The 22,133-nt window shown below is 45.3% G+C and carries 17 protein-coding genes; 5 read left to right on the forward strand and 12 right to left on the reverse strand.

The annotated features are described in order from the left end of the window. Positions 1–380: 380 nt before the first annotated feature. The 6 genes from AB4232_RS10755 to AB4232_RS10780 all read right to left on the reverse strand — a co-directional run bounded on the left by AB4232_RS10755 (position 381) and on the right by AB4232_RS10780 (position 6,989). On the reverse strand, positions 381–1,562 hold the full coding sequence (locus AB4232_RS10755) for a M24 family metallopeptidase (RefSeq protein WP_372087094.1): 1,182 nt from the start codon (positions 1,560–1,562) through the stop codon (positions 381–383). A 37-nt stretch (positions 1,563–1,599) separates the two neighbouring features. Continuing rightward, positions 1,600–2,943 (reverse strand): TRAP transporter large permease, encoded by a 1,344-nt coding sequence (locus AB4232_RS10760; protein ID WP_372087095.1) that lies wholly within the window; start codon positions 2,941–2,943, stop codon positions 1,600–1,602. Continuing rightward, a complete protein-coding gene (locus AB4232_RS10765) occupies positions 2,940–3,482 on the reverse strand; it encodes a TRAP transporter small permease (protein WP_102502661.1) in 543 nt (180 codons plus the stop codon). Before AB4232_RS10765 ends, AB4232_RS10760 begins: the two co-directional genes overlap by 4 nt. Positions 3,483–3,602: 120 nt before the next feature. Further along, positions 3,603–4,646: a TRAP transporter substrate-binding protein DctP gene (gene dctP, locus AB4232_RS10770; protein WP_004732448.1), complete on the reverse strand. Its 1,044-nt coding sequence runs from the start codon at positions 4,644–4,646 to the stop codon at positions 3,603–3,605. A 235-nt stretch (positions 4,647–4,881) separates the two neighbouring features. Continuing rightward, positions 4,882–6,093 (reverse strand): M20 aminoacylase family protein, encoded by a 1,212-nt coding sequence (locus AB4232_RS10775; protein ID WP_372087096.1) that lies wholly within the window; start codon positions 6,091–6,093, stop codon positions 4,882–4,884. Between the two features lie 101 nt (positions 6,094–6,194). Further along, positions 6,195–6,989 (reverse strand): Asp/Glu racemase, encoded by a 795-nt coding sequence (locus AB4232_RS10780; RefSeq protein ID WP_372087097.1) that lies wholly within the window; start codon positions 6,987–6,989, stop codon positions 6,195–6,197. 310 nt (positions 6,990–7,299) lie between these two features. Between AB4232_RS10780 and AB4232_RS10785 the strand changes: the two genes are divergently transcribed. Next, the gene (locus tag AB4232_RS10785; protein WP_004732456.1) at positions 7,300–7,791 is read left to right on the forward strand and encodes an Lrp/AsnC family transcriptional regulator; all 492 of its coding nucleotides are present in this window, start codon (positions 7,300–7,302) and stop codon (positions 7,789–7,791) included. A gap of 180 nt (positions 7,792–7,971) precedes the next feature. Here AB4232_RS10785 and AB4232_RS10790 read toward each other — a convergent pair whose 3' ends face one another. Then, positions 7,972–9,171 carry a diaminopropionate ammonia-lyase gene (locus AB4232_RS10790; RefSeq protein ID WP_372087098.1) on the reverse strand — a complete coding sequence of 400 codons (1,200 nt, stop codon included), beginning with the start codon at positions 9,169–9,171 and terminating at the stop codon, positions 7,972–7,974. Positions 9,172–9,531: 360 nt separating this feature from the next. After that, the gene (locus AB4232_RS10795) at positions 9,532–10,635 is read right to left on the reverse strand and encodes an alpha/beta hydrolase (protein WP_372087099.1); all 1,104 of its coding nucleotides are present in this window, start codon (positions 10,633–10,635) and stop codon (positions 9,532–9,534) included. A 277-nt stretch (positions 10,636–10,912) separates the two neighbouring features. Here AB4232_RS10795 and AB4232_RS10800 point away from each other — a divergent pair, with 277 nt between their 5' ends. From AB4232_RS10800 to AB4232_RS10815, 4 genes are all read left to right on the forward strand, one after another. After that, a complete protein-coding gene (locus AB4232_RS10800; RefSeq protein WP_372087100.1) occupies positions 10,913–13,108 on the forward strand; it encodes an EAL domain-containing protein in 2,196 nt (731 codons plus the stop codon). Between the two features lie 359 nt (positions 13,109–13,467). Further along, positions 13,468–14,172, forward strand: a complete 705-nt coding sequence (locus AB4232_RS10805; RefSeq protein ID WP_372087101.1) for a response regulator — start codon at positions 13,468–13,470, stop codon at positions 14,170–14,172. A 36-nt stretch (positions 14,173–14,208) separates the two neighbouring features. Continuing rightward, the gene (locus AB4232_RS10810) at positions 14,209–15,528 is read left to right on the forward strand and encodes an ATP-binding protein (RefSeq protein WP_372087102.1); all 1,320 of its coding nucleotides are present in this window, start codon (positions 14,209–14,211) and stop codon (positions 15,526–15,528) included. A gap of 123 nt (positions 15,529–15,651) precedes the next feature. Further along, positions 15,652–15,948, forward strand: a complete 297-nt coding sequence (locus AB4232_RS10815; protein ID WP_017097222.1) for a Bor family protein — start codon at positions 15,652–15,654, stop codon at positions 15,946–15,948. A gap of 225 nt (positions 15,949–16,173) precedes the next feature. Here AB4232_RS10815 and AB4232_RS10820 read toward each other — a convergent pair whose 3' ends face one another. The 4 genes from AB4232_RS10820 to AB4232_RS10835 all read right to left on the reverse strand — a co-directional run bounded on the left by AB4232_RS10820 (position 16,174) and on the right by AB4232_RS10835 (position 22,020). Next, positions 16,174–18,624, reverse strand: a complete 2,451-nt coding sequence (locus AB4232_RS10820) for a family 20 glycosylhydrolase (RefSeq protein WP_372087103.1) — start codon at positions 18,622–18,624, stop codon at positions 16,174–16,176. Between the two features lie 127 nt (positions 18,625–18,751). Beyond that, a complete protein-coding gene (locus AB4232_RS10825) occupies positions 18,752–19,387 on the reverse strand; it encodes a bifunctional 4-hydroxy-2-oxoglutarate aldolase/2-dehydro-3-deoxy-phosphogluconate aldolase (RefSeq protein WP_017084927.1) in 636 nt (211 codons plus the stop codon). 19 nt (positions 19,388–19,406) lie between these two features. Beyond that, positions 19,407–20,375 (reverse strand): sugar kinase, encoded by a 969-nt coding sequence (locus tag AB4232_RS10830; protein WP_372087104.1) that lies wholly within the window; start codon positions 20,373–20,375, stop codon positions 19,407–19,409. Between the two features lie 130 nt (positions 20,376–20,505). Continuing rightward, positions 20,506–22,020: a sodium:solute symporter family protein gene (locus AB4232_RS10835; protein ID WP_102447303.1), complete on the reverse strand. Its 1,515-nt coding sequence runs from the start codon at positions 22,018–22,020 to the stop codon at positions 20,506–20,508. Positions 22,021–22,133: the final 113 nt, after the last annotated feature.

A 22,133-nucleotide genomic window follows, 5' to 3' on the forward strand; every position in this document is an offset into this window, starting at 1 on the left:
TTTGATTAGGGTTCAAATGATTATTTAAAACAAACTCGTAACAATACAGCATTCAAAGTACAATAAATTATTTTAAAACAATCAGTTAAATATCATTTAGACCGCTAAATGAAATCATTAAAGATTTGAGGTGTGATGGTTACGGGTCAAAAGTTTTTAGTCAATAAGCACAAGATTTAAACAAAGGAAGAGAATCGCATAAGAAGAGTCAAACGTCATTTGAGAAAACTTAAACGTAATAATCGGAGTAGCAGAATGGGGAACATAGAATGAAAAGCAGAGCATCTTGTAACGAATGGATGCTCTACTTGGTGACGGCTCAATTTCAGAGCCAGATAATAAAGCTAGGACTAGATCTAGAAACTAGGTTCAATGATTGACTAGCCAATAATCGGCATAGATTGCCATGCTCTTTGATGAAGCATCTCGCAGCCAGACTCTGTGATAACGATGTTTTCCTCGTGCACCATCATGCGGTTCTTCGCAAATGCCATACCCGGCTCAAGCGTTAACACCATACCGGGTTTTAAGATCACATCACCGTTAGGGACATGTGATGGCCACTCAGTCAGCTGCATACCCAGACCATGCCCCATGCGACCCACATCGTTGCCGAGTGCACCGTTCTTTTCGAGCACCGACCACATGGCTTGCCACACGTCTCCGGTTGTTCGGCCCGGCTCTGCAATCGCGAGCCCAGCTTCTGTCGATTGATAAACGGCGTCATAAGCCGCTATGGTATCTGGCTGCGCATGCCCAAACGCATAATTGCGGTCAAAGTCGCTGAAGTAGCCATCAAAGTTAGCCCCCGTGTCGATGATCAGTACATCTCCTTCAGAGAGCACACGATCCGTTGGCCCCATGATGATATTGTCATAGCCACCTTGGCCGGATGCCGAAATCAGATAAGGACACGCATCGGCACCCAAACGCAACATCTCCAAATGCATGGCTTTGCACGCCTGTCGCTCTGTCATCCCTATCGCGAGATGATGACGAAGATACTCAAAGCCCGCAGCCGTGACTTGGCAAGCGAAGCGTACTTTATCGATCTCCGCTTGAGATTTAACACTACGCAAATCGCGAACCATCAGCGACACATCAACCACACTGTGTTGGCTCAGCTTCTGCTGTAACAACGCATAGTTAGTGGCAGGCATGCGCAGATGTGTTTCCGGCCCAATCATCGAACCGATTCTGCGAGAACCCTTGGAGACCTCAGATAATGTAGATACTAATAAAGAGACGCCATCGTCTTCTGGTCTTGGTGACGGCCAACTGCGCACATCTTCAATCCATGTATCGTCAAAACCAGCCACACCGATCTCTGGTACAACAGCGATCGGCTTACCAACCGCTGGCACCACCAAAAACCAAGGTCGAGTTGGGCTTTCCCAAAACTGCGATTTAAAACCGCTGAAATAGCGGAATTCAGGCTCGGTCGTGAAAAACGCAGCATCGATGTTTTGCGCACGCAAACGTTGTTGCAACTCTACAGTACGCGGTTCTAGTTCTGCTGATACAAACCCTCTCTGCGGAGGTGTTAACGGCAATATACTCATATCTCTATCCTTGATTGAATAAGGGTAACTCGACGGATTAATTGAATAAGATGTCTCTTGGCAACAGAGCGATGCTTGGGAAGAAAATCAACAAAGCAGACATCAATATCAAGATGAGGAAAAACGGCAATGTTCCGCGGATGACTTCCATATAAGGACGCTCGAAAATCGCAATTGCGGTAAAGATGTCACAACCGAATGGAGGCGTTGCCGACCCAATCGCCATTTGTAGCGTGACCATCACTCCGACCAAGATTGGATCGATGCCTGCTGCATCAACAATCGGCATGAAGATGGGCGTCAAGATAAGCAGCACCACCAATGAATCTACGAACATGCAACCAACAAAGAAAGTCAGTGCGATAACAAACAGGATGAACTCGGGAGAAGCATCTTCTAGATTGAGAGGAGCCAACAACTCTTGAGGGATTTGTTCAAACGAGATGTACCAAGAGAACGCCTGACCAACACCCACCAGCACAAAGACAACCGCGGTAATCAAGCCGGTATTTAACGCCGCATCGCAGATGTCTTTTACGCCAAGTTTGCGATAGAAAATGCACTCAACGATGATCGCATACAACACAGCGAATGAAGCCGCTTCGGTTGGCGTGACAATGCCCGAATATATACCACCGATAATCAAAGCAGGGAAACCAAGAGGAAGAATCGCTTTCTTAATCGCTTCAATACGTTCTGCTGTGTTGGCTTTTTCAACCAAAGTGATGGTGTCGCTGTGTTTCACGCTGTAGGCATAGCTGTACAAAGAGAACAGGCTCGCGAGTACTAAACCTGGGCCAATACCAGCAATAAACAACTCCCCTACACTGGCGTTGGCTAAGGTTCCGTAAAGAATCAAACCGATACTCGGTGGGATAAGAAACGCGATATCACTGGCATTGATGATCAGCGCCATCACAAAGCTGTCTTTGTAGCCTGCTTGGAGTAGTTTCGGACGCATGATTTGGCCAACCGACACCACGGTCGCTTGGGTCGAACCGGAAACAGAACCAAATAAAGTACAGCTGATACACGTCGTAATCGGTAACCCACCACGCAGATGCCCGACAAACGCTTGGATTAAACCAAGTAAGTTATAGGCCGTGTGTCCACGCGTCATGATATCAGCCGCCAAGATAAACATGGGTACCGCAATCAATGCGTTAGGCGAGATGCCCGTAACCATCTGCTGAATCAGTACTCCCGGCTCTACCTGAGAGAAATGAATCAAGCCAATTAAAGCTCCAACCGCTAACGGAACGATCATTGGGAAGCTCAAAAACAGCAAAATCACCATCACAGAAACAAGAGTAAATGTGATGACATAAATATCTAATTCGCCGGCAATAATGTCCGAGAAAAATTGTGCAATATCACTCATTCGAATTCACCCACGTTGTTATGTTTATTCTCTATGACATCGAATGACACGTAGATTTCTTTATGCAGCAAGTTCATCAAAAAACTCATGCTGTATTGCAGCCCTGCTATGGCAAAGCCGATTGGAATAATGGAGTAGACCCAATACACCGGAAACTGCAGCGCTGGGCTAAGTCGGTTGATTGACTTCAACTCTTGGACATACAGGAAGGCGTGATAAGCGAGGTAAAACATCAACATCCCAGTCAACAATGCAATCACGGTGGTGAGCACCTTCTGGGCTTTGAAACTCAGTGAATCGTACACCGCAGTCATGCGGATATTTCGACCTTGGCGGACGGCATAGGCGAAGCCAATAAAGGTCACTGAGACAATAAGAAATTGGTTAAGCTCTTCTGAGAAGAACAGGCTTTTATTGAAGGCATATCGCCCAATCGCATTGGCGGTGGAGTTGATCATCATCGCGAGAATAGCGGCTGTGATCAAAAAGCGTTCTAGCTTTTCTGTCGCGACGCTTATTTTATGTAGCAGTTCTTTCATAACAGGCAGTGCTCCATACTTCGTTCAGTGACAGGGGTCCATTGCCACAATTTGGAGAAGGTGGGGATAAGCTAACCGCTGCCAATAAACAGCGGATAGCATTCATCCTGACAACGCTTTCTATTGCGTCGCTGAAGCAGCCTTCACTTCATCTAGGATTTCTTCGAGAATGGTTTTCGCACCCTCACGCGCTTCACTTTGCTCACCGGCAGGGTAGGCATTTGCTACCACGTCATAGTAAGTCGTGTGCAGCTTTTGACTGAGGACCTTGAAGCGTTCACGCTCTTCCTCAGTTAACACAACCACTTGCATGTCTGGACGCTCTTTTAAGATCTTGTCCATGTTCTCTTTGTTGATGCGTACCTGATAGTCGTAAGCCGCTTGGTCTGCCGCTGTAATTGCTTTGTCGACCATCGCTTGCTTCTCTTTCGACAGGCCGTTGTACCACTTGCTATTGGTCGAAACCGTGCTCACATAGGGTTGCTGACCTGGGAACATTAGGTAGTCTTGAACCTCATGCCACTTCGCGTTGTAGATGAAGTAAATCGGGTTAACCATGCTATCGATGGTCTTAAGTTGTAATGAACCGTACACTTCACCCCAAGAAAGAGGAGTAGGTGTTGCACCAAACGCTTTGTAGGTTTCAACAGGAATGGTTGAAGTGAAAGTTCGGATTTTCTGGTTCGCAAAATCTTCAGGTGTACGGATAGGTTTATTGCCGCCCCAAACCATTTCACCTTCAGACATCATCGACAACAGCTTTAAGTTTACGCTCTCAAACTTAGGTGCCAGCTTGTTGTAGATGGTTGGACTTTCCGTTAAGACCTTATGCGTGATCGCTTCGTTAGTACCAAGAACATACGGTAAGCTCACCGCTTGAACTTCAGGTACGTAAGACCCTAAGTGACCCGCGCCTACCGACACAAATTGAATCGTGCCCTTAGCAGCCAGCTCTACGATGTCGTTTTCTGTACCCAGTTGGCCGTAGTAATAGATGCGAACACGGATGTCGCCATCAGATTCCTTCTTGATTACTTCCGCAAATTTTTGCGCATAGATGTCTTGAACGTCTGTTTTGTCCTCTTCTGAAGCAAACTTCCATGTTTCGGCATGAACGCCAAAAACCATGCTCAAACTTAGCAGTGCTACGCCTAATCGTTTCATCCTGTCTTTCCTTTTATTATCCTAATTACACGCTGATGACCTTGGTCACTTCACGCGCTTCAGTTTTGGCTGTGTCGACAATAAACTCCGTTTAAAGTCAGCCATCTTGCAGTGCCAAATACGTCACTGCTGAATCTGTTTCTATACTTGTTACTTCAAATTGACTTATTGCTTCTAATTGAGTTGTTACTTCTCATTGATTTACTTCTAATTCATTGTTTCTAAATAAGAATTTCTAAATTGACCTTGCTAAACGATCGTTCACCAACTGAATCCAGTAACTCGCACCGAGATTTAAGATGCCGTCATTAAAGTCGTATTTCGGGTTATGCAGTGCGCAACCACCGACCGATTCCGTGCCATTACCCAACAGCACATAGCAGCCCGGTTTAACGCGCAACATGCTTGAGAAATCTTCCGAAATTGTCAGTGGGTCACAGGCCTCATTAACGTTCTCTACACCAAGCACCTTCTGCGCGGCGGCAACCGAATATTGGGTTTGTTGCTCGCTGTTGATGGTTGGGTAGAAGGTATTGATAAACTCGAAGTCGTAAGTCGCGCCTGCTGCCTGACAAATGCCCGCCACGATTCGCTCCATGCTTTGCTTGATTCGATCGAGGGAAGATTCAGTGAAGCAGCGACAATCGCCTTTAATGACTACTTGAGTCGGGATGACGTTGACCGTGCCATCGGTAATAAATTCGGTGGCAGAGACTACAGCCGTGTCGTGAATCGCACTGAGATTACGAGACACGATGGTTTGCAGACCAAGAATGACTTGCGAGCCAACGACGAGAGGATCGACCCCTTGATGCGGCAGAGCAGCATGTCCACCCACACCATTGATGGTGATCTCAAAGCTACTCTCACTGGCCATTAATGATCCGGGGCGAACCATCAATTCACCTTCCGCTAGACCGGGGAAGTTGTGAACGCCGTATACTTCATCAATCGAGAATCGCTCAAACAAGCCATCATCAATCATCGCTTGCGCGCCACAACCATGCTCCTCATCGGGTTGAAAAATGAAATACACCGTGCCATCGAAGGTTGAGTTCCCTGACAATAAGTTTTCGGCCAAATAGCTTGCTGCGCCAAGCAACATTGCAGAGTGTCCATCGTGTCCACAGGCGTGCATCTTTCCATCGTGTTGTGAGCAATGCGAAAAGCTGTTTTGTTCATGAATATGTAAAGCATCCATGTCAGCTCTTAGGCCAATACTCGCGTCACTTGATCCAGAACGAAGTATCCCTACTAATCCTGTTTTACCGATGTTACGTACCACTTCAATACCAAAGATCTCAAGCTTACTGGCGATGAAATCAGAGGTCAGATTCACGTCAAAGCCACACTCAGGAAAGCGGTGTAAATGTTGACGCCATTCCGTCATGTTCTGGATAAGCTGTGAAGACAGTTGGTCTGGTTTTATCGAAAAAGTAGACGGCATAGTAGTGTTCCCAAAGTGTCATTCTTTGTATTAACGTTAAATATGGAGTTAGCTTGGCTGCTGAATGTAGACGCAAAGCGAGCAGCCTCAATCAAAGGTCGTTACAACGACTGCGACCTTTGGCAATTATCTGAGGATGGCTGGAGATGGTGCGCTAGCAGTGCACCAAAGCCTTTAATGGGTATGGGGTAGTTCATCAACTGAAGCGAGTGCCAAGCCAATACCTGATTACTGCTCACGACGGGCTTATCTAGTTGCGCTTCAATGGATTCAACAACGGATGCAGCTCGCAACGCAGTGCAAGAGATAAACAGAAGGTCAGCATCAGGGTCACAGACTTGTAGTGCGGCGTGTTTGATGTCCATTGGAGAAATGAACGTCATCGCGGTGTCATCTTCAAAACCAAAGCCTGCGATGCTCAACACCTCAATGCCTTGTGATTCAAAAAATGCCGCCACGTCTTTATTTACGGCTTCGGTATAAGGCGTTAGTACCGAGATACGCTTCGCTTTAAAGCTGTCGAAAGCCGCTAAGGCAGCGGTCACCGGATTCGTTACCGCAGCGTTTGGGCGAGACTGATGAATAAGCTGCGTAATGCGTTCGCTGCCAATCGCTACAGTGCCAGAGGTACAAGCGTAGATCACCACATCTAATTCAGTACCCGGTAAGATGGTATCGGCGCAAGCAGCGATTCCCGGCTCCATCTTACGCAGGTTCTCTATCGTCAATGGATTGTAGTTTCTCAGGCGGCTGGTGAACGATTGCACATCGTTTGGATACAACGCGTTTAAATCACGCTCAATATTGAAATCTGTCGCTAACGCAATCACACCGACGCGTCCTGCTGGTGCCAATTTTTCTAATTCAAACTGTAAAGTAGCGGTTGCAGATTTCATACTTTCCAACTCCTTGAGCGAGAGTTAACATCGCCCAAAGGATGTTAACAACATGTTTCATATAATTTTCAAACTCTGTCGATTTGATCTTTACATTTCGTTCACAAGATTAATAATGCACCGATAACTTTAAGGATTATCATTAAATGATGACCTTGTTGTGCAGAAATTCCGCATTTTTTCTGCGTTATAGTGGTTTTTTGTTCTCGCTCATTGAGGTCTAAATGTTAAGGCTAAATACCTTTAACTCGATCACACACTGGTTCAAAAGAAACAATTAATTTACAAACAGATATTGGGAAGTATGGGTATGACACAGCAACCTGCATTGGTGGTCGACAGTTTCGACAAGAAGATCCTCAACATCGTACAAGACTCAAACAGAGCTACCTCTGACAAGATTGCAGAAAAGGTCGGGCTCTCTCCTGCTGCTGTTCAGCGCCGTTTAAAACGCATGAGAGCGCAAGGTGTCATTCAAGCTGATGTCTCCGTGATCAACCCAAAAGCAGTCGGCCATGGAATGACGTTTATCGTTCAGGTAACGCTAGAGCGTGAACGTGTGGATTTGATGCACAACTTCAAAAAAGAGATGAGTTCGAACCGCTCAGTACAGCAATGCTATTACGTAACCGGCAGTTCAGATTTCATCATGATTGTTACTGCAGCGGATATGGAAGGTTACGACAACTTTACTCGTGAAGCCTTCTTCGACAATGCCAATATCAAGAGCTTTCAAACCAATGTGGTGATGGATAACGTCAAGGTGGGGCTGACGATTCCAATTGATGAGCAGCGCGATTGATTAACCAGATCGATTGATGACCAGTGCGATTAGAAAGCAAGGCGTGTCGTGAAATGAAGTCAAAAAAGAGAGGAAAAAAAGACGGTATGAAGAAACCTTACATACCGCCAACCTTGGGGCTTACTTTATTATTCGTTGTTCGCGATTAGCTATTAGCTATTAGCTATTTACTTTTCGCTATTAGATTTTATTGTCGATGATCTGTTGGTAGAGATCCGGGTCGGTTGCCCCTTCAGTACCAATAACCAACACTCGACTGTCTTGAGTCAAATTCAATTTTTCAGCGAAGTTCGGAGCTTGCTTGGCGATGATCGCTGCGGCAAAACCTGGGACTGCAGATTCCCCGCCCTCTATCGCTACTTCCGTTTTTTCACCACTCGCCAACATGCGCATCGATTGCGGAATAGCTTCTTCACTCAACGTCATAAAGTCATCAGCGCCATTTTGTAGAATCGTCCACGCTAAGCTTGAAACTTCACCACATGCCAAACCGGCCATCAGCGTCTCTAGGTCGCCCGTAACCACGATAGGTTTTCCCGCTTGAGCACTCTTCTGTAAGCAGTTAGCCTGCTCAGGTTCGACAATTACAAAGCGTGGGCGATCGGCGCCCCACAGATCCCAGAAGTAGCCGCAAACAGCTGAAGCTAGACCACCCACTCCCCCTTGTACAAAGACATGGGTTGGGATTTCACCATCAAGTTGCTCGACAATTTCAGCCAACATCACGGTGTAGCCCAAAGCAACGTCTTTAGGGATTTCCATATAACCTTCGTAAGAGGTGTCCGAAACAATCACGCGATTTTGCGCTTTAGCTTCTGAGTCGGCCAAACGAACAGATTCATCGTAGTTACCGGTAATGCGTACCACTTCTGCACCGAACGCTTCCATCGCTTGCTTGCGGACTTCCGATACGTCACGGTGAATGTAAATAACACAACCACAACCAAACATTTGTGCACCCCATGCGACGGAGCGACCATGGTTTCCGTCTGTCGCACAGCTGACAACGATTTCAGCCACTTCTGATTTCCACTCCCCGTTGAGCAACTCACTGATGGTCGGGTTCTTCCCATAGCGATTGGCAATCTCAATCTGAAGCTGACGAGCAACAGCATAAGCGCCACCCAGTGCTTTAAAACTCTTCAGGCCAAAACGCTGCGATTCATCTTTGTACCAAAACTTGTTTACGCCGATCTCAGCAGAGATTGCATTCAGCTCATGCAAAGGAGTAACAGAGTAGCCAGGCCATTGAGAAATATCTTTAATCGCTTGTTGAGAGTTCGCGACACTTAAAATGTCACGCTGCTCACTCGAGTATTCCAATTCAGGGCGTGCTTGAGGGTTAGCGTAGTGTGTCAGAGTGCCTGCCAGTAACTGCATAAATGATCGTCCTTATTAGTCATTCACATGCTCCTTACATCGTTAGATTATAGAAACCTATCGGCGAGTAAGGCTGCGGATAATAAATTCTATCGACAAAAAAGTGCCGTGATTACACATTCTTATCACGCGATCTGCGGGAATTAATTGTTACATGAGTGTTAAATGAAGAATTTATTCACCATTCCGATGTGGCAACCTAACCAATGAATTCTACCGATAGCAAAAAGTCCAATTCGAGCGATGGAACCACTAGCCTAACAACCCGGAGCCAATGCAGAAACAATAGGCACAAAAAAAGGCCGATAATGACAGAGCCATCATCAACCTTTGCGGAGTCGTTATTGCTACTTTCTTTGACTACTCAATACGTGTAATGAAACCGTACTTATCAGAGTCTGCTTTGGTCATCCAGTGCTCACCAGCAGCAGGTGCAGAATCTAAAGTGAAGATATAGAAATCGATCCCTTTCTCTCCCATCACCTTTTGAAAATAGGTCGCTTGTCTACGATGACCCACGTCGGTGTATGGGAATTCTTTGGCCGTTTTATCCCCTTCAGCCCAACTATGCACACCCACCTGCTTATTCAGCTCAATGGCCTTAGTAGTATCAGCGCGTTGCAAAATACGTGGGTTGCCAGCAGCGAATAGATCCGTACCACCCGAGAAAACCGAACCCGTTGGAGTCACAACCGTCGTCATCTTGTTGTTATTGATCATGCGCCCGGTGTACATGTTGATTTCATCATCAGCACTGCCACCGATATGGTTAGTGAACTTCAACGTCATCTCACTGCCTCGGTATAACTTCACGATATCAAAAAGCTGAGAATAGGTTGATGCGCCTAGAGTGGAAGTAATCCGTTCAACAGCGCCAGTCTCGTTGAGCACATCGCGGTAAAAAGCGTTGAAGGCAAACGATGTGGTAATGGTGACTTTATTACCATTTTTGGATTTACTCAGAATCGTCGAACCTAGGCTCGTCACGTATTGCGACAACTCGTTTTGGTATTCAAGATTAACGGAGACTTTTTTATCCTTCGTCATTGCTTTTATTGACGTAGTATCACTAGAAGTAAAGCGTTGTGCTGCATCACAATCAAATAGATCCAAGCCCTTGCTCTCTGTATAAATACCACAACTATCAAACCCAGCTTCAGGAAAGTACAGATCAACACTTTGACCTAAGCCATCCAAAAGCCTAATCACTTTTTGCTTATCACTAATGTCTTCAGCAAACTGAATTTTTTCATACAAAATACCATCGTAAGAGAGCTTCATAGCCTCTTCTTGGAGCTCTTGCCTCTCTTGATACAACTCACCAAGTTTAGCTGAAGAAAATACGTAGTCAGCCTTCGGTTCCTTTTGCGAAATGGTGGTTGATTGTCCCGTGTTTGAACTTGAATTACAGCCAGCCAAGAGAGCCAAAGGTAACGCTAGCAACGTATTTCGATAGTACTTCATACCATTATTCCCCAAAATTTTGATTGGAGAAATTCTATTGGTTAACAATTAAATTATCTGTCGTAACTATGTAATGGAATGTATTTCATCTATATCCTCGCCCCCTTTCCTTGCTAAAAACACTCACTTCAGAGTGCAAACCAACTCATAAGACCAGTTACACGAGCTTACATTCAGCCACTCTAAAATTATATATAATGCTAACAAATCATCAACAAGCCACATGGAAAGCCACTTCGTAGTGTCAGGCAATTAAAAATATCAATAAAGGTAGACAATGAAGCGTTCACTATCTTGGACCATTATTTATCCAATCATAGGAATAGCACTTGCTTGTATTTTACTATTCTCTTTAATATCGACCGTTATCCTTGAAGATTTCGTTCAAAAAGTGTCGGTTGAAAATGCAAAGAACTACGTGACTACATTTCATAGTATTCGTAACTATTACTCATCAAATGTCATACAGAAAGTTGTTGATAGTCAAGAACTCGTGGCAACAACCCAGCACCAATCCTTAGAGAACACTATTCCGGTTCCTGCTACCTTCTTAATCGAAATGCTTGATAAATCTGATAAAGATCTCACCATCACGACCTCGTTTACCAGCCCTTATCCTTTTAAAAACCGTCAAGGTAGGCTTTTTGACGAATTTCAACAACGGGCGTGGGTAGCGATTAACAAGAAACCAGATGAGTTCTACGTCGAGTTTGTACAAGAGCAAGACAGAACCCGAGTACGCGTCGCTCGGGCAGACCGCCTCAATGACCAAACTTGTGTAAACTGCCACAATAGCCACCCCGACTCGCCTAAACACGATTGGGAACTCAACGATGTACGAGGGATTCTCGAGGTAAATACAGTTGTAGATGAATGGCTAACATATGGAAAGATGATCAATCAATCTTTGATGTCTATTAGCATAATCAGCTTTATGACGGTGATGTTTATTAACTTTGCCATCGCTCGTCGAGTATCGACTCCGTTAAAAAACATCACTCGCTCTCTTAGTTTATTGGCACAAGGCAAAGAAGAAAGTGCGTCTTTACCACCAGCAAAATATTACGAGATAACGGAACTACAAAGTGCTTTTTCTAGCCTTTATGATAAAGAGCAGCAACGCAGAGCATTAACAAAAGAAATCGAAACACTGGCTTACTATGATTCGCTCACTAAGTTGCCGAACCGTCTTGGGTTTTTGCGTTCGCTTGATGAGTTGCTTAATAAACACAAAGAAAAAAATGAACGCATCACCGTGTTAATCATTGATATTAAACGTTTTAGAGATATCAACAATACACTCGGCTATAAAGCTGGGGACACAATCTTGCTTCATCTAGCCAACAGCTTATCCGCATGCACAACCATGGTTGATTTTAACCTAGCTCGATTGGATGAAAATAAGTTCTGTATCGCAGTGCCTGCGAAAGAACACAATGGCGATCAAGGTTCGGATGCTTTTTTTGCTATGTTGATTGATGTGGTTTCAAATGAAATTATCATTGATGAGAACAAGATAAAACTAGTGGCTAACCTTGGTGCAACCTGCAGTTCAAATGGCGCACAAAGCAGTTCTGAAATGCTCATTCAAGCGAACATCGCTCTATATGTATCCAAGGAAAAAGGCGATGACATTACGGTTAAGCATCAACCTGAACTGTCGAATGCTGCGTTGAGACGTATAACGTTAATCAAAGAGATAAACAATGCGATTGAAAACAGAGAATTTATTCCTTATTACCAACCTCAATTTTGCTTAAAGACCAATCGTATCATTGGTGCCGAAGCGCTCATGCGTTGGAAAAAACCAAATGGAGACCTCGTAAGGCCTGACCTTTTTATAGAACTGGCAGAGCAATCCCATTTAATCATTCCAATGGGGGCTCATATTTTCGAACAAGCTACCACTGATTGCCAACAGTGGCAGAATCATAAAGCGCTTGCAGGTGTAAAGGTTGCCGTTAATATTTCGAGCATTCAGTTTTCGGAACAGAACATTTTAGATCTGACACAACTAACCTTAGAAAAAACTGGCCTTTCTCCGAGTTTACTGGAATTAGAAGTAACAGAAAGTGCCATGTTGGGTGATGTGTCGAAGGTCGTGGCTGTATTGAATGACTTAAAGAAGTTAAACATTGAAATAGCGTTAGATGATTTCGGTACTGGTTATTCATCTCTTAGCTATTTGAAGCTACTCCCTATAGATCGACTGAAAATAGATCGAGAGTTTGTAAAGGACTTACTTAACAACACCGATGACCAAGCTATCTTGAGCATGATTTGTAAGCTAGCAACCGAACTCTCACTCAATGTACTTGCTGAAGGCATTGAAGAAAAAGAGCAACTTGAATTTTTAGGCCACGCAGGGTGTCACGAAGTACAAGGCTTCTATTTCGCAAAACCAATGCCACTAGACGATTTTGTTCTGTTTGCCAAAAATCATAACTCGGAACTCATAAATACGCATGCTTAGGTTCAAACCGTAGGCCTTAATTTTTGACTTAAAATCCAATTAAGTTCCAACCAGCCATGAAACCTCTTTAAAAAGATGCTTCATGGCTGCCTCTTCTGTTATTAAACTAAAAACTCGACATTAAGAGCTCTCATTTCCGGCCTTCTTCGCCAACAGACTAAAACACCACTTTTAACCTGCTGAAAAACCCTGCAAAAATTACAAATCGGCATTGAACTAGCATGGAAAGTGTTTAATCATTCGCATCAGGAATTTCTTCTTGACGCATTTGTGATTAATATGCAACAGCAGGAGCCGCCAAAATTAAACGCACTCACGTAATTTCAAAAAATTAAACGCACAACAAGGCTGATAACGGAATGACAAAACCTAAAATGATCATCGTTGAAGACGATTTAAAACTTCAGCAAATGCTAAAGGATTACTTTGTAGCACAAGACTTTGAGGTCACCGCGTTAGACGATGGCAGTGATGCAGTGCAAACCATCCTTGACGACCAACCTGATATCGTGCTGTTGGATTTAATGCTTCCTGTAACCGATGGGCTTACAATCTGCCGACAGACACGTACACACTTCAAAGGTAGAATCTTAATGCTCACCGCCAGCGATGACGATTTTGATCACGTTGCTGGTTTAGAGACAGGGGCCGATGATTATGTCACTAAGCCAATAAAACCACGAGTTCTGCTAGCAAGAGTCCGGTCACTATTGCGCCGACAGGAAACCAATACGTCATCAGTCGATGACTCAGGCACCCTTCAATTTGATCAACTCATTCTGAAAAACACCTATAAAAAGTGTGAGCTTTCAGGCGCGGTTTTATCACTGACAGACAGTGAGTTTGATTTACTTTGGCTGTTAGCATCCAACCCTGATACCCCGCTGTCACGTGATTACTTAACTCAAACGCTGCGTGGGATCGAGTACGACGGGATCGACCGGACGATTGACAACAAAGTAGTACGTTTGCGAAAAATACTTGGTGACGACAAAGCACCAGCAGAGAAAATTCAAACCATTCGCGGAAAAGGTTACTTATTTGTTTCGACCGCCTGGCATTAACCGCGCTCAGTACGGGCGCAATGAAAGAGAGCGATTATGCGACGTATCTATTTGGAGTCCCTACTAGGGCTGTTAACTTGCTTTATTGTTGGTCTTCTCGCCTACGAAATTTGTGTCTATCAGCTCAATACCGACTATGAATATATATTGCAAGATTACGAAGCAACGGCCCACCAACATCTCCTAGAAAACATAGCGAATAATCAGGGCCTCGAAGCCGCTCATCAAGCCATAAATCAGTTTGTTGACACCTCCCGCTATACCCTCGTCACATTCAAATCGAATGATGAAGTACCGACTCCAGTTTCTGAGTTCTTTACTGCTAACCCCAACGTATTTATTTTTCACGACGACTATCGGGAGTTATGGTTTCGCTTAGCTAACAGTAAAAACATCTATCATTACCTGCCCAACGACGACACGCTCGTTCGACAAAAAATAGAGCTCGAAGATGACCTCATTTGGGTATTCTTTATCGCGAGCTTCATCGTATATGGCCTGGGTCATCTGTTGATTATTTTCCGCAGAGTTAAGAAGCTTGAAAATGCCACATTACGCTTCTCTGAAGGCGACCTCTCTTCGCGAGCTGAAACATCAGGCGGCAGTGCAATTGGAACTCTGAATAAATCCTTTAATCTGATGGCCGACCGAATCCATAGCTTAATCGAGAGTAATCGTTCACTTACCAATGCGGTAGCTCATGAACTGCGAACTCCAATATTTAGAATTCAATGGCAGGCTGAAATGCTCAAAGACACGCCACTCAACGAGGGGCAGCAAGATACTATCGAGAGCATTGTTGAAGACACAGAAGAGATGGAAAAAATGGTCGATGAGTTACTATATTACGCAAAACTCGACAGTTGTGATCTAGAGAACTTGCAACAGCCATTAGAGATAAGAGACTTTCTCGATCATGCAATGAGCCGTTGGAACAAAGAGACTGAGTTTAACATTGATCTATCACTACCAGAACAACCTCATTTGATATTAGCAGATGATACGCTGCTCAATCGCGCGTTAGATAACCTAGTACGTAACGCGATGAAATTCGCACGCTCACAAATTTCGATAGAAGCAAGCGTGCACCACGATATGCTACAAATCGCCGTGCATGACGACGGTGACGGCGTAGCAAAAGAGCACCGTTCTCGCCTATTCGAACCTTTTTATGTTGGAGATAAAGCGCGTAACAAAGCCAAGAGTGGCCATGGTCTAGGGCTTTCTATCGTCAAGAAGATCTGTGTTCAACACGGTGCAACAGTACAAGTCGCACAAAGCAATACTTTAAAGGGCGCCGTATTCACTATAGCCTTTCCACTGTGTAACGATTCGACTGACAAACCCATACAGTAACGACCAATCATCTCTGGAATAATGTTCAACATCAACCGAAGGAGGCTAGATATCCCCCTTCAAAACAAACAACACTCGTTCACCCTTACTAACGTGAGCTGAATTTTATCTCTGGAGATACACATGAAAAAATTAATGATCATCGCGGCACTATCACTTGTAGCAACAGGTTGCGCTCAACAAACTTTCGTAATGGCCCCTCAAGAGAGCGAAGCAACAGCACCAACAACTGAAAAGTCACACCACTTTTTCATTAACGGTCTAGCGCAGAAAAAGCAAATTGATGCAGCTAAAGTATGTAACGGTATCGACAACGTTGCTAAAGTTGAAGTTCAAGAGACATTCGTGAATGGTTTACTAGCAGCCGTAACTTTTGGTATTTATACACCACGAGAAGCACGCGTTTACTGCAAAGCTTAACTCGTCGTTATTTGTCCACGAACCAACTGACGACACCAAACGTTTGGTCTTGGAAGCTTCTACCTGACATTCACGTTAACGCTACAGAATATTGATAGTAAGCAGTCGCTTACATAGAGTTTAGAATTCACACTCTATTGAGAAGCTAAAACTAAAAAACCGCCCACAGAGGGCGGTTTTTATTCACTGATTGGCGTGTAACTTGTTCGCTAATCCGTTAACGGCTTACTCAGCTAACTGCTTCAACAAGAGCTCTGTCGGGCGAACAATCGCGATGATCGATTCGTCGTAGATCTTCGCTGATTCAAACAGTATCGCTTGGTAGGCGTTCGCATCTGATGCTCGAACTTTTTCGCCCGCTTGTGCTTTAGCAATCAAGGTCAACGCCAAGTCTGCGACTTCCGCCGTTTTCTCTGCGACTACCACAGTCTCTACCGAAGACACATTACCTGCGAAGACAGTTTTAGCCGCGAGTGCAGCCGCTTTTGCCTGCTGATAATGCTGAGCGAGTTGCTCAAGCGCTTGTTGATTACCCGTCGAAACGTCGTTGACCAAATCTTGCATCTCATACACAGCGTAGCTTTCCACTGGCAGTGCATCAACAAAGCGATTTAGACGCTCGTATTGGCTGTATAAAGTGCCCTTAGGTTCAGTAGAATTCCACTTCTCCCAGTTGCGCGCGTAGTACTGTGCTGGCTCGGTGTACTTGGCAAGCACGCGTAGGTCGTGGATATCTTGGCCTTTTGCAATACGCTTCAACAACATGTCAGCGTCCGCATGATGACGAAGTCCAACCGACACTTCAGACCATGTATCCATCGCTTTCATACGCTTGTACATGCTGCGTTCGTCCGTCAATTCCGCATCAGACCAGAAACGCTCTGCAATGGCATAACTACGCGGCCATAGGTAGTTTTCTACTGTGAGGCTATCTTTGTTCTCTAGCCACATGGTGATCTCACCACCTAAGATCAGCTCTTTTTCTTTGTCGGTTAATTCTGCAGGGTAACCACCATCTGGTTCAGGAATCACGCTGCCTTCAACATCACTGCTCGCAATCACTTCACCTGTGGTTGGCCAACGTACATTGCCGACCAGTTGGTAGCTGCCTTCAGCAAAACCCTTTGGATTCAGGTTTAGGTTGAATTCGGTGTACGACATGAAGTTATCGAAGTGGCCAACAAAGGTTTTGCCCGGCACATAGTCAAGGATGAAGATCTCTTCGCGAGACTTGCCGTTGTAATCACTGAATGCGCGGAAAGTCCCGTCTTTCGCTTCAATGATAGTCAGTGTTCCCTTACGTGGGCCGCCTTTTGAACGTGGCTTATCCCATTGATACGTCACGAACTTTTCGCCACTGTGCAGCTTATCGTCAACTGTGATGCCACTTGGCATTGGGTCATTGCGATAGTGGTAGCTAGTCGGCTGAGGTTGATCTAGGTAATAACCCGTAGAAAGAATACCTGGGTAGCCCTCTTTCGCCGCACGACCAATACTGTCGTGCCCTTGCCAGCTTTGAATCACGATAGAAGTTGGCAGATCTTTATGCCAAATCTCATCCCAACCGGTCATCTTCTTACCGCGCTCTTCGAGCATCTTCTCAACTTTTACATTGAGGTAAGACTGCAGACCACGCTCGCCATCGATATTGTTTTCTTCAATGAACTGTTGGTGCTTTTCGCTGTTTTTCCACTGTGCATAATTCGGCTCATCGCCACCAATGTGGAAGTACTCATCAGGGAACAGCTCGGTCACTTCATCAAACACATCACCAAGCATCTCATAGACTTCAGGGTTAAGTGGATCCATCAGTGGTTCAAACACGCCCCACCCTCTTTCTTGCTCGTAGTTTTGCCCTTCACCGCCCGACATCAAACGCGGGTAAGCGTGAGCAACCGCAGAAGAGTGACCCGGAAGAGAGACCTCAGGAATCACACGAATACCAAGATTACGCGCGTATTCAACTAAGTAGCGAACTTGGTCTTTGGTGTAGTAATTACCATCAGCGGTTTCAGACCATAAACGCGGCCAAGATTCGGTTTGAATGCGGATACCTTGGTCGTCCCAGAAGTGCCAATGGAATACGTTCATCTTCGCCGACGCCATCGCATCTAACTGACGAATCAGCACATCGAATTCAATGAAGTGACGTGAAGTATCGTAAGAAACACCACGCCAGCGGAAACGAGGCTCATCGACAATCGTGACGGCAGGAATATGGTAGCCAGTCGCTGTGGTTTCAACGAGCTGTAAAAGGGTTTCGATGCCGTGAATTGTGCCGTATGGGCTTGGAGAGCTCAGCGTGATTTGTTCACCCTGAGTGGTAATTTTGTAGGACTCTACAGAGTCGATGTTCTGTACTTCAGACTTTGGCGCCGCATCGATATCAATGATCAGGTTCGCTTCGTCTGCACTATTCGCCTGCCAATTTAGAACCGGTACACCCGTCTGACGCTCAAGGCGATCAATAAAGCGTTTCGCCGTGTACTCAACGCGATCAGAATTAAAGCCTTTGATGTAAACCTTGAAGTTACCGTCGACCTTAACTTGCCCAGCTTGCAGCTCGACCGTTTGTGGGTACGGCATTAAATTTAGATCGGTATTTGGAGCCATTGCTAACGCCATTGGGGACACTACTGAACCTGAAATCAATAGGGATAATATAGTTTTTTTCATTATTAGTTTTCCTATATAAATATGGTTCTGTTTTGTTTATCGGAGGCGATTCACAAAACAGAACCATCAGCCACTGCTGTTGCTCGTTATCTCTGATTCGAAAGCTTGTTATCGCTAGTTCAAAAGCTTATTGCTCGTTAACAAGAGCGACCGCTTCACGAACCAATACTGCAATCTCATCCCATTGCTCGTTCTCGATCATTTTTGGCGACACCATCCAAGTACCACCACAGCACACCACGCGATCGACTGCTAGGTAGTCATTGACGTTGTGTTTACCGATACCGCCCGTTGGCATTAAAGACACATCAACGTATGGCGCTAGCAGAGACTTCACCATGTTGATGCCGCCAGACGCTTCTGCAGGGAAGAACTTCAAGAAGTTAAGGCCAAGCTCTAGCGCTTGCTCTACTTGGCTTGGGTTGTTTACGCCCGGAACGATTGGCATGCCGATCTCTTGGCAGCGTTTTACGGTGTTTGGATTCAGGCCCGGAGCCACGATGAATTCGCTGCCCGACTCTTTCGCTAGGTCAATCTGCGCTGGCGTCAATACTGTGCCGGCACCGATACACATCTCTGGATACGCATCGCGCATCGCACGAATCGCGTCTGCTGCCGCTTCAGTTCGGAATGTTACTTCAGCAACTGGTAGGCCGTTTTCTACCAACACTTTTGCCAGTGGAATCGCGTGTTCAACCTTGTTGATTTGGATAACAGGGATAACTTTGAATTGCTTAAGTTTGTTGATCATTTCTTGAGACATAATAATTCCGCTTTTTATTTTATTTTTTAATCAGTTGGCTCATAGCGCTCACGGGGATGATCGCGCCAGAGTATTGAATAACGATGGAAGCCAGTTGGTGGCCAAGTTCGGCTGCGTCGGTGGCGCTCTCGCCAGTAAGACGCGCAGCTAAATAACCCGCGGCGAATGAATCGCCCGCCGCGCAGGTGTCGACCACGTTAGAAACACGAGTCGCTAAGACATAATTCTCAACAATGTTGCCCTGTTCAACTTGAACAATCTTGCATGGCTCACAGCCACGTTTGATGACGACCTCTTGGCACCCCAAACGCAGGCAGCGTTGTTGAACGCTCTCTGAGTTACCCCATACAAGCAGATCGTCGTCTTCGGTAATCAAGGCAATGTCCACCAGCGGCAGTAACTTGGCGTACCAGTGTTGAGCTTGCTCGGTGCTCCAAAGTTGCGGGCGATAGTTGTTATCAAAAATCACCTTTCCGCCTTGGTTTGAGAACACGCTAATGGCTTTGAATAGGCGCTCACGAGAGGCGTCATCTAAAATCGCGATACTGATACCGCTAATATAAACCGCGTCGACTTGTTTCTCTGTCAGAGCGATTTCAAGCTTATTCAGGTTGTCGGTTTGCTTGTTTAAGTTATCAATTTGAAAGTAAGATTTTACTGCCGCATCGTTGCGCCAGTAGTGAAAGTGTCTCTCACCCGTTTCATCGGTTTCGACCATGTAGAGTCCAGGCAGCTTGTTCGCAATGCGTTCAACGAAATTGGTTTGAATACCTTCGAGCTGCCAGCGATCAATCATATTTTGAGACAGCTCATCACTGCCAAGACCTGTCGCGTAATGAACAGAGAGGTTTTGATGTTGAGTTAAGCGAGAAAGGTAAAGTGCGGTATTGAGTGTGTCACCACCGAATTTTTTGGTTAATGGAGAGCCGCTGATTTCGACCATGCACTCGCCAAAGAAAGCAATATTGAAGTTAGAAGATGCAGGCATAGCAGATCCTAAAATAGAGAGATAAATGGGGAAGAAGGCCCTACCGAGAAGCAGAGCCTGAGCTAGCTAAACCACTCCACAACTTGTTGTACTGAATTTGTTGTACTAACTAGCTGTGGAGCGTTTTAGATTAGCTTGTTTGATTTGCAGGACGTTGAGAAGACGCGTCTTCTTCAAGCACACCTGAGTCTGACAATTCCATTTCCATCAGAGCACGCTCGTCATCAAGGATTGCTTTCGCCATTTCTGGTGTTACTTGATTAGCCGGAGTACATAGGCTTACCAGCACACCCGCCGTTAGAGCCACTAGACAAGAAGGAATCACAGGGTTGCCCCAGAAAGCCGTATAGTCTGCATTTAGCATTACGACAAATGAAGCCACAGATGCACCCGCTAGCGTAGCAAGCGCACCCTGCCAGTTGTAACGTTTCCAGAATCGACCCAACATACCGCACACAAACATGCCCGACATTACGGTTGAAATCATTTTCGTGATGTAGCCAATGATGTCGTTTGACGTTAGTGCGAACAACAGTGCAAAACCAATCACCACAATCAGTGCCAAGCGAGAATAGTTCACCATTGACTCTTTGTTTGGTACGCGGCCAGTAAACATCACGTAAACATCACGCAGTAGGATAGAAACACCAGCTATCGCATCTGAACTTGCGCTCGACATGGTTGCAGAAAGACCCGCGATAAGAACAATCATGCCAACGCCAACCGGAAGAACCGTTGCAGCAACATAAGGGAACGAGTAGTTCGCGTTATCCAATGATGGGTCAATGGCATGTGCTGCCATACCGATGATTGCAGGGATGATTGAGAAGAAAAGGTACAACACACCCGATGCAACAAATGAGCGGCGAACCGTTGATACGTCTTTACCCGAGTAGATACGTTGACGGAATGAAGGCGTCGCCAGTACACCTACACCAATAACCACAGCCAGAGAAACAGCAGGCAGAAGACCCAGTTTATCGATTGCTAAAAAGCTTGTAGCAGCAGGGTCCATCGCAGCGTAAAGGTTATCCATGCCGCCGATGTAATCAACTGACATTACCGCCATCAAGATGAAGCCAGCAAAAAGGATGATAGCTTGAATGGTATCGGTCCACACAACCGCAGTGTAACCACCGATCACCACGTAAATAGTGAATGCTGCAGCAATAATGATTTTCGCTAGGTTGAGATCGATGTCTGCAATCCACGCTAAGTACATGCCGCCACCTAGAATGTGGGCGCCTAACCAACCAATTGAAGCAACAAAGATCAGTACACCTACAACGTTTTTCACGATGCGGTTAGCGCCAACATAATAAGCCAGCTCTTCACTCATGGTCATGAAGTTCAATTTACGAACCGGAGCAAACCAAAGTGCAAGTAATAGGATGCCTATCGCACCACCAATGCCGTACAGAGCACCTGCCCAGCCATTTGCGTAGCCGAAGCCAACCGCACCCATACTTGAACCCGTACCGACCATCGTCGCTACTGTTGTACCAAGTACTAAGAACATAGGTAGGCCACGGCCACCTAATAAGAAATCTTCGCCAGATTTTTGATTACGCGAGACAAACCAGCCTAACCAAATTAAAAATAATACGTACACGCCGAAGCCTGTAAGAAAAAGTGTGCTGTTCATTTGACACCTCTCAGTGAAATATTGAGTTCATTCCTGAACTTTATTTATGATTCATTCATTTTATATTTCATATAATTACTTCATTGATTTTATCTTTTTTAATTAAAGTAATT

The organism is Vibrio sp. 10N.286.46.A8 (assembly GCF_041470165.1).
Classification (GTDB): domain Bacteria; phylum Pseudomonadota; class Gammaproteobacteria; order Enterobacterales; family Vibrionaceae; genus Vibrio; species Vibrio tasmaniensis_A.

What these genes read in the sequence shown, in the direction of transcription:
- AB4232_RS10810 (WP_372087102.1), top strand. Translation starts at nt 14,209, where the DNA reads ATGCGACGTATCTATTTGGAGTCCCTACTAGGGCTGTTAACTTGCTTT.
- AB4232_RS10785 (WP_004732456.1), top strand. Translation starts at nt 7,300, where the DNA reads ATGACACAGCAACCTGCATTGGTGGTCGACAGTTTCGACAAGAAGATC.
- AB4232_RS10800 (WP_372087100.1), top strand. Translation starts at nt 10,913, where the DNA reads ATGAAGCGTTCACTATCTTGGACCATTATTTATCCAATCATAGGAATA.
- AB4232_RS10780 (WP_372087097.1), bottom strand. Translation starts at nt 6,989, where the DNA reads ATGAAATCTGCAACCGCTACTTTACAGTTTGAATTAGAAAAATTGGCA.
- AB4232_RS10775 (WP_372087096.1), bottom strand. Translation starts at nt 6,093, where the DNA reads ATGCCGTCTACTTTTTCGATAAAACCAGACCAACTGTCTTCACAGCTT.
- dctP (WP_004732448.1), bottom strand. Translation starts at nt 4,646, where the DNA reads ATGAAACGATTAGGCGTAGCACTGCTAAGTTTGAGCATGGTTTTTGGC.
- AB4232_RS10825 (WP_017084927.1), bottom strand. Translation starts at nt 19,387, where the DNA reads ATGTCTCAAGAAATGATCAACAAACTTAAGCAATTCAAAGTTATCCCT.
- AB4232_RS10815 (WP_017097222.1), top strand. Translation starts at nt 15,652, where the DNA reads ATGAAAAAATTAATGATCATCGCGGCACTATCACTTGTAGCAACAGGT.
- AB4232_RS10835 (WP_102447303.1), bottom strand. Translation starts at nt 22,020, where the DNA reads ATGAACAGCACACTTTTTCTTACAGGCTTCGGCGTGTACGTATTATTT.
- AB4232_RS10830 (WP_372087104.1), bottom strand. Translation starts at nt 20,375, where the DNA reads ATGCCTGCATCTTCTAACTTCAATATTGCTTTCTTTGGCGAGTGCATG.
- AB4232_RS10795 (WP_372087099.1), bottom strand. Translation starts at nt 10,635, where the DNA reads ATGAAGTACTATCGAAATACGTTGCTAGCGTTACCTTTGGCTCTCTTG.
- AB4232_RS10805 (WP_372087101.1), top strand. Translation starts at nt 13,468, where the DNA reads ATGACAAAACCTAAAATGATCATCGTTGAAGACGATTTAAAACTTCAG.
- AB4232_RS10755 (WP_372087094.1), bottom strand. Translation starts at nt 1,562, where the DNA reads ATGAGTATATTGCCGTTAACACCTCCGCAGAGAGGGTTTGTATCAGCA.
- AB4232_RS10760 (WP_372087095.1), bottom strand. Translation starts at nt 2,943, where the DNA reads ATGAGTGATATTGCACAATTTTTCTCGGACATTATTGCCGGCGAATTA.
- AB4232_RS10765 (WP_102502661.1), bottom strand. Translation starts at nt 3,482, where the DNA reads ATGAAAGAACTGCTACATAAAATAAGCGTCGCGACAGAAAAGCTAGAA.
- AB4232_RS10790 (WP_372087098.1), bottom strand. Translation starts at nt 9,171, where the DNA reads ATGCAGTTACTGGCAGGCACTCTGACACACTACGCTAACCCTCAAGCA.
- AB4232_RS10820 (WP_372087103.1), bottom strand. Translation starts at nt 18,624, where the DNA reads ATGAAAAAAACTATATTATCCCTATTGATTTCAGGTTCAGTAGTGTCC.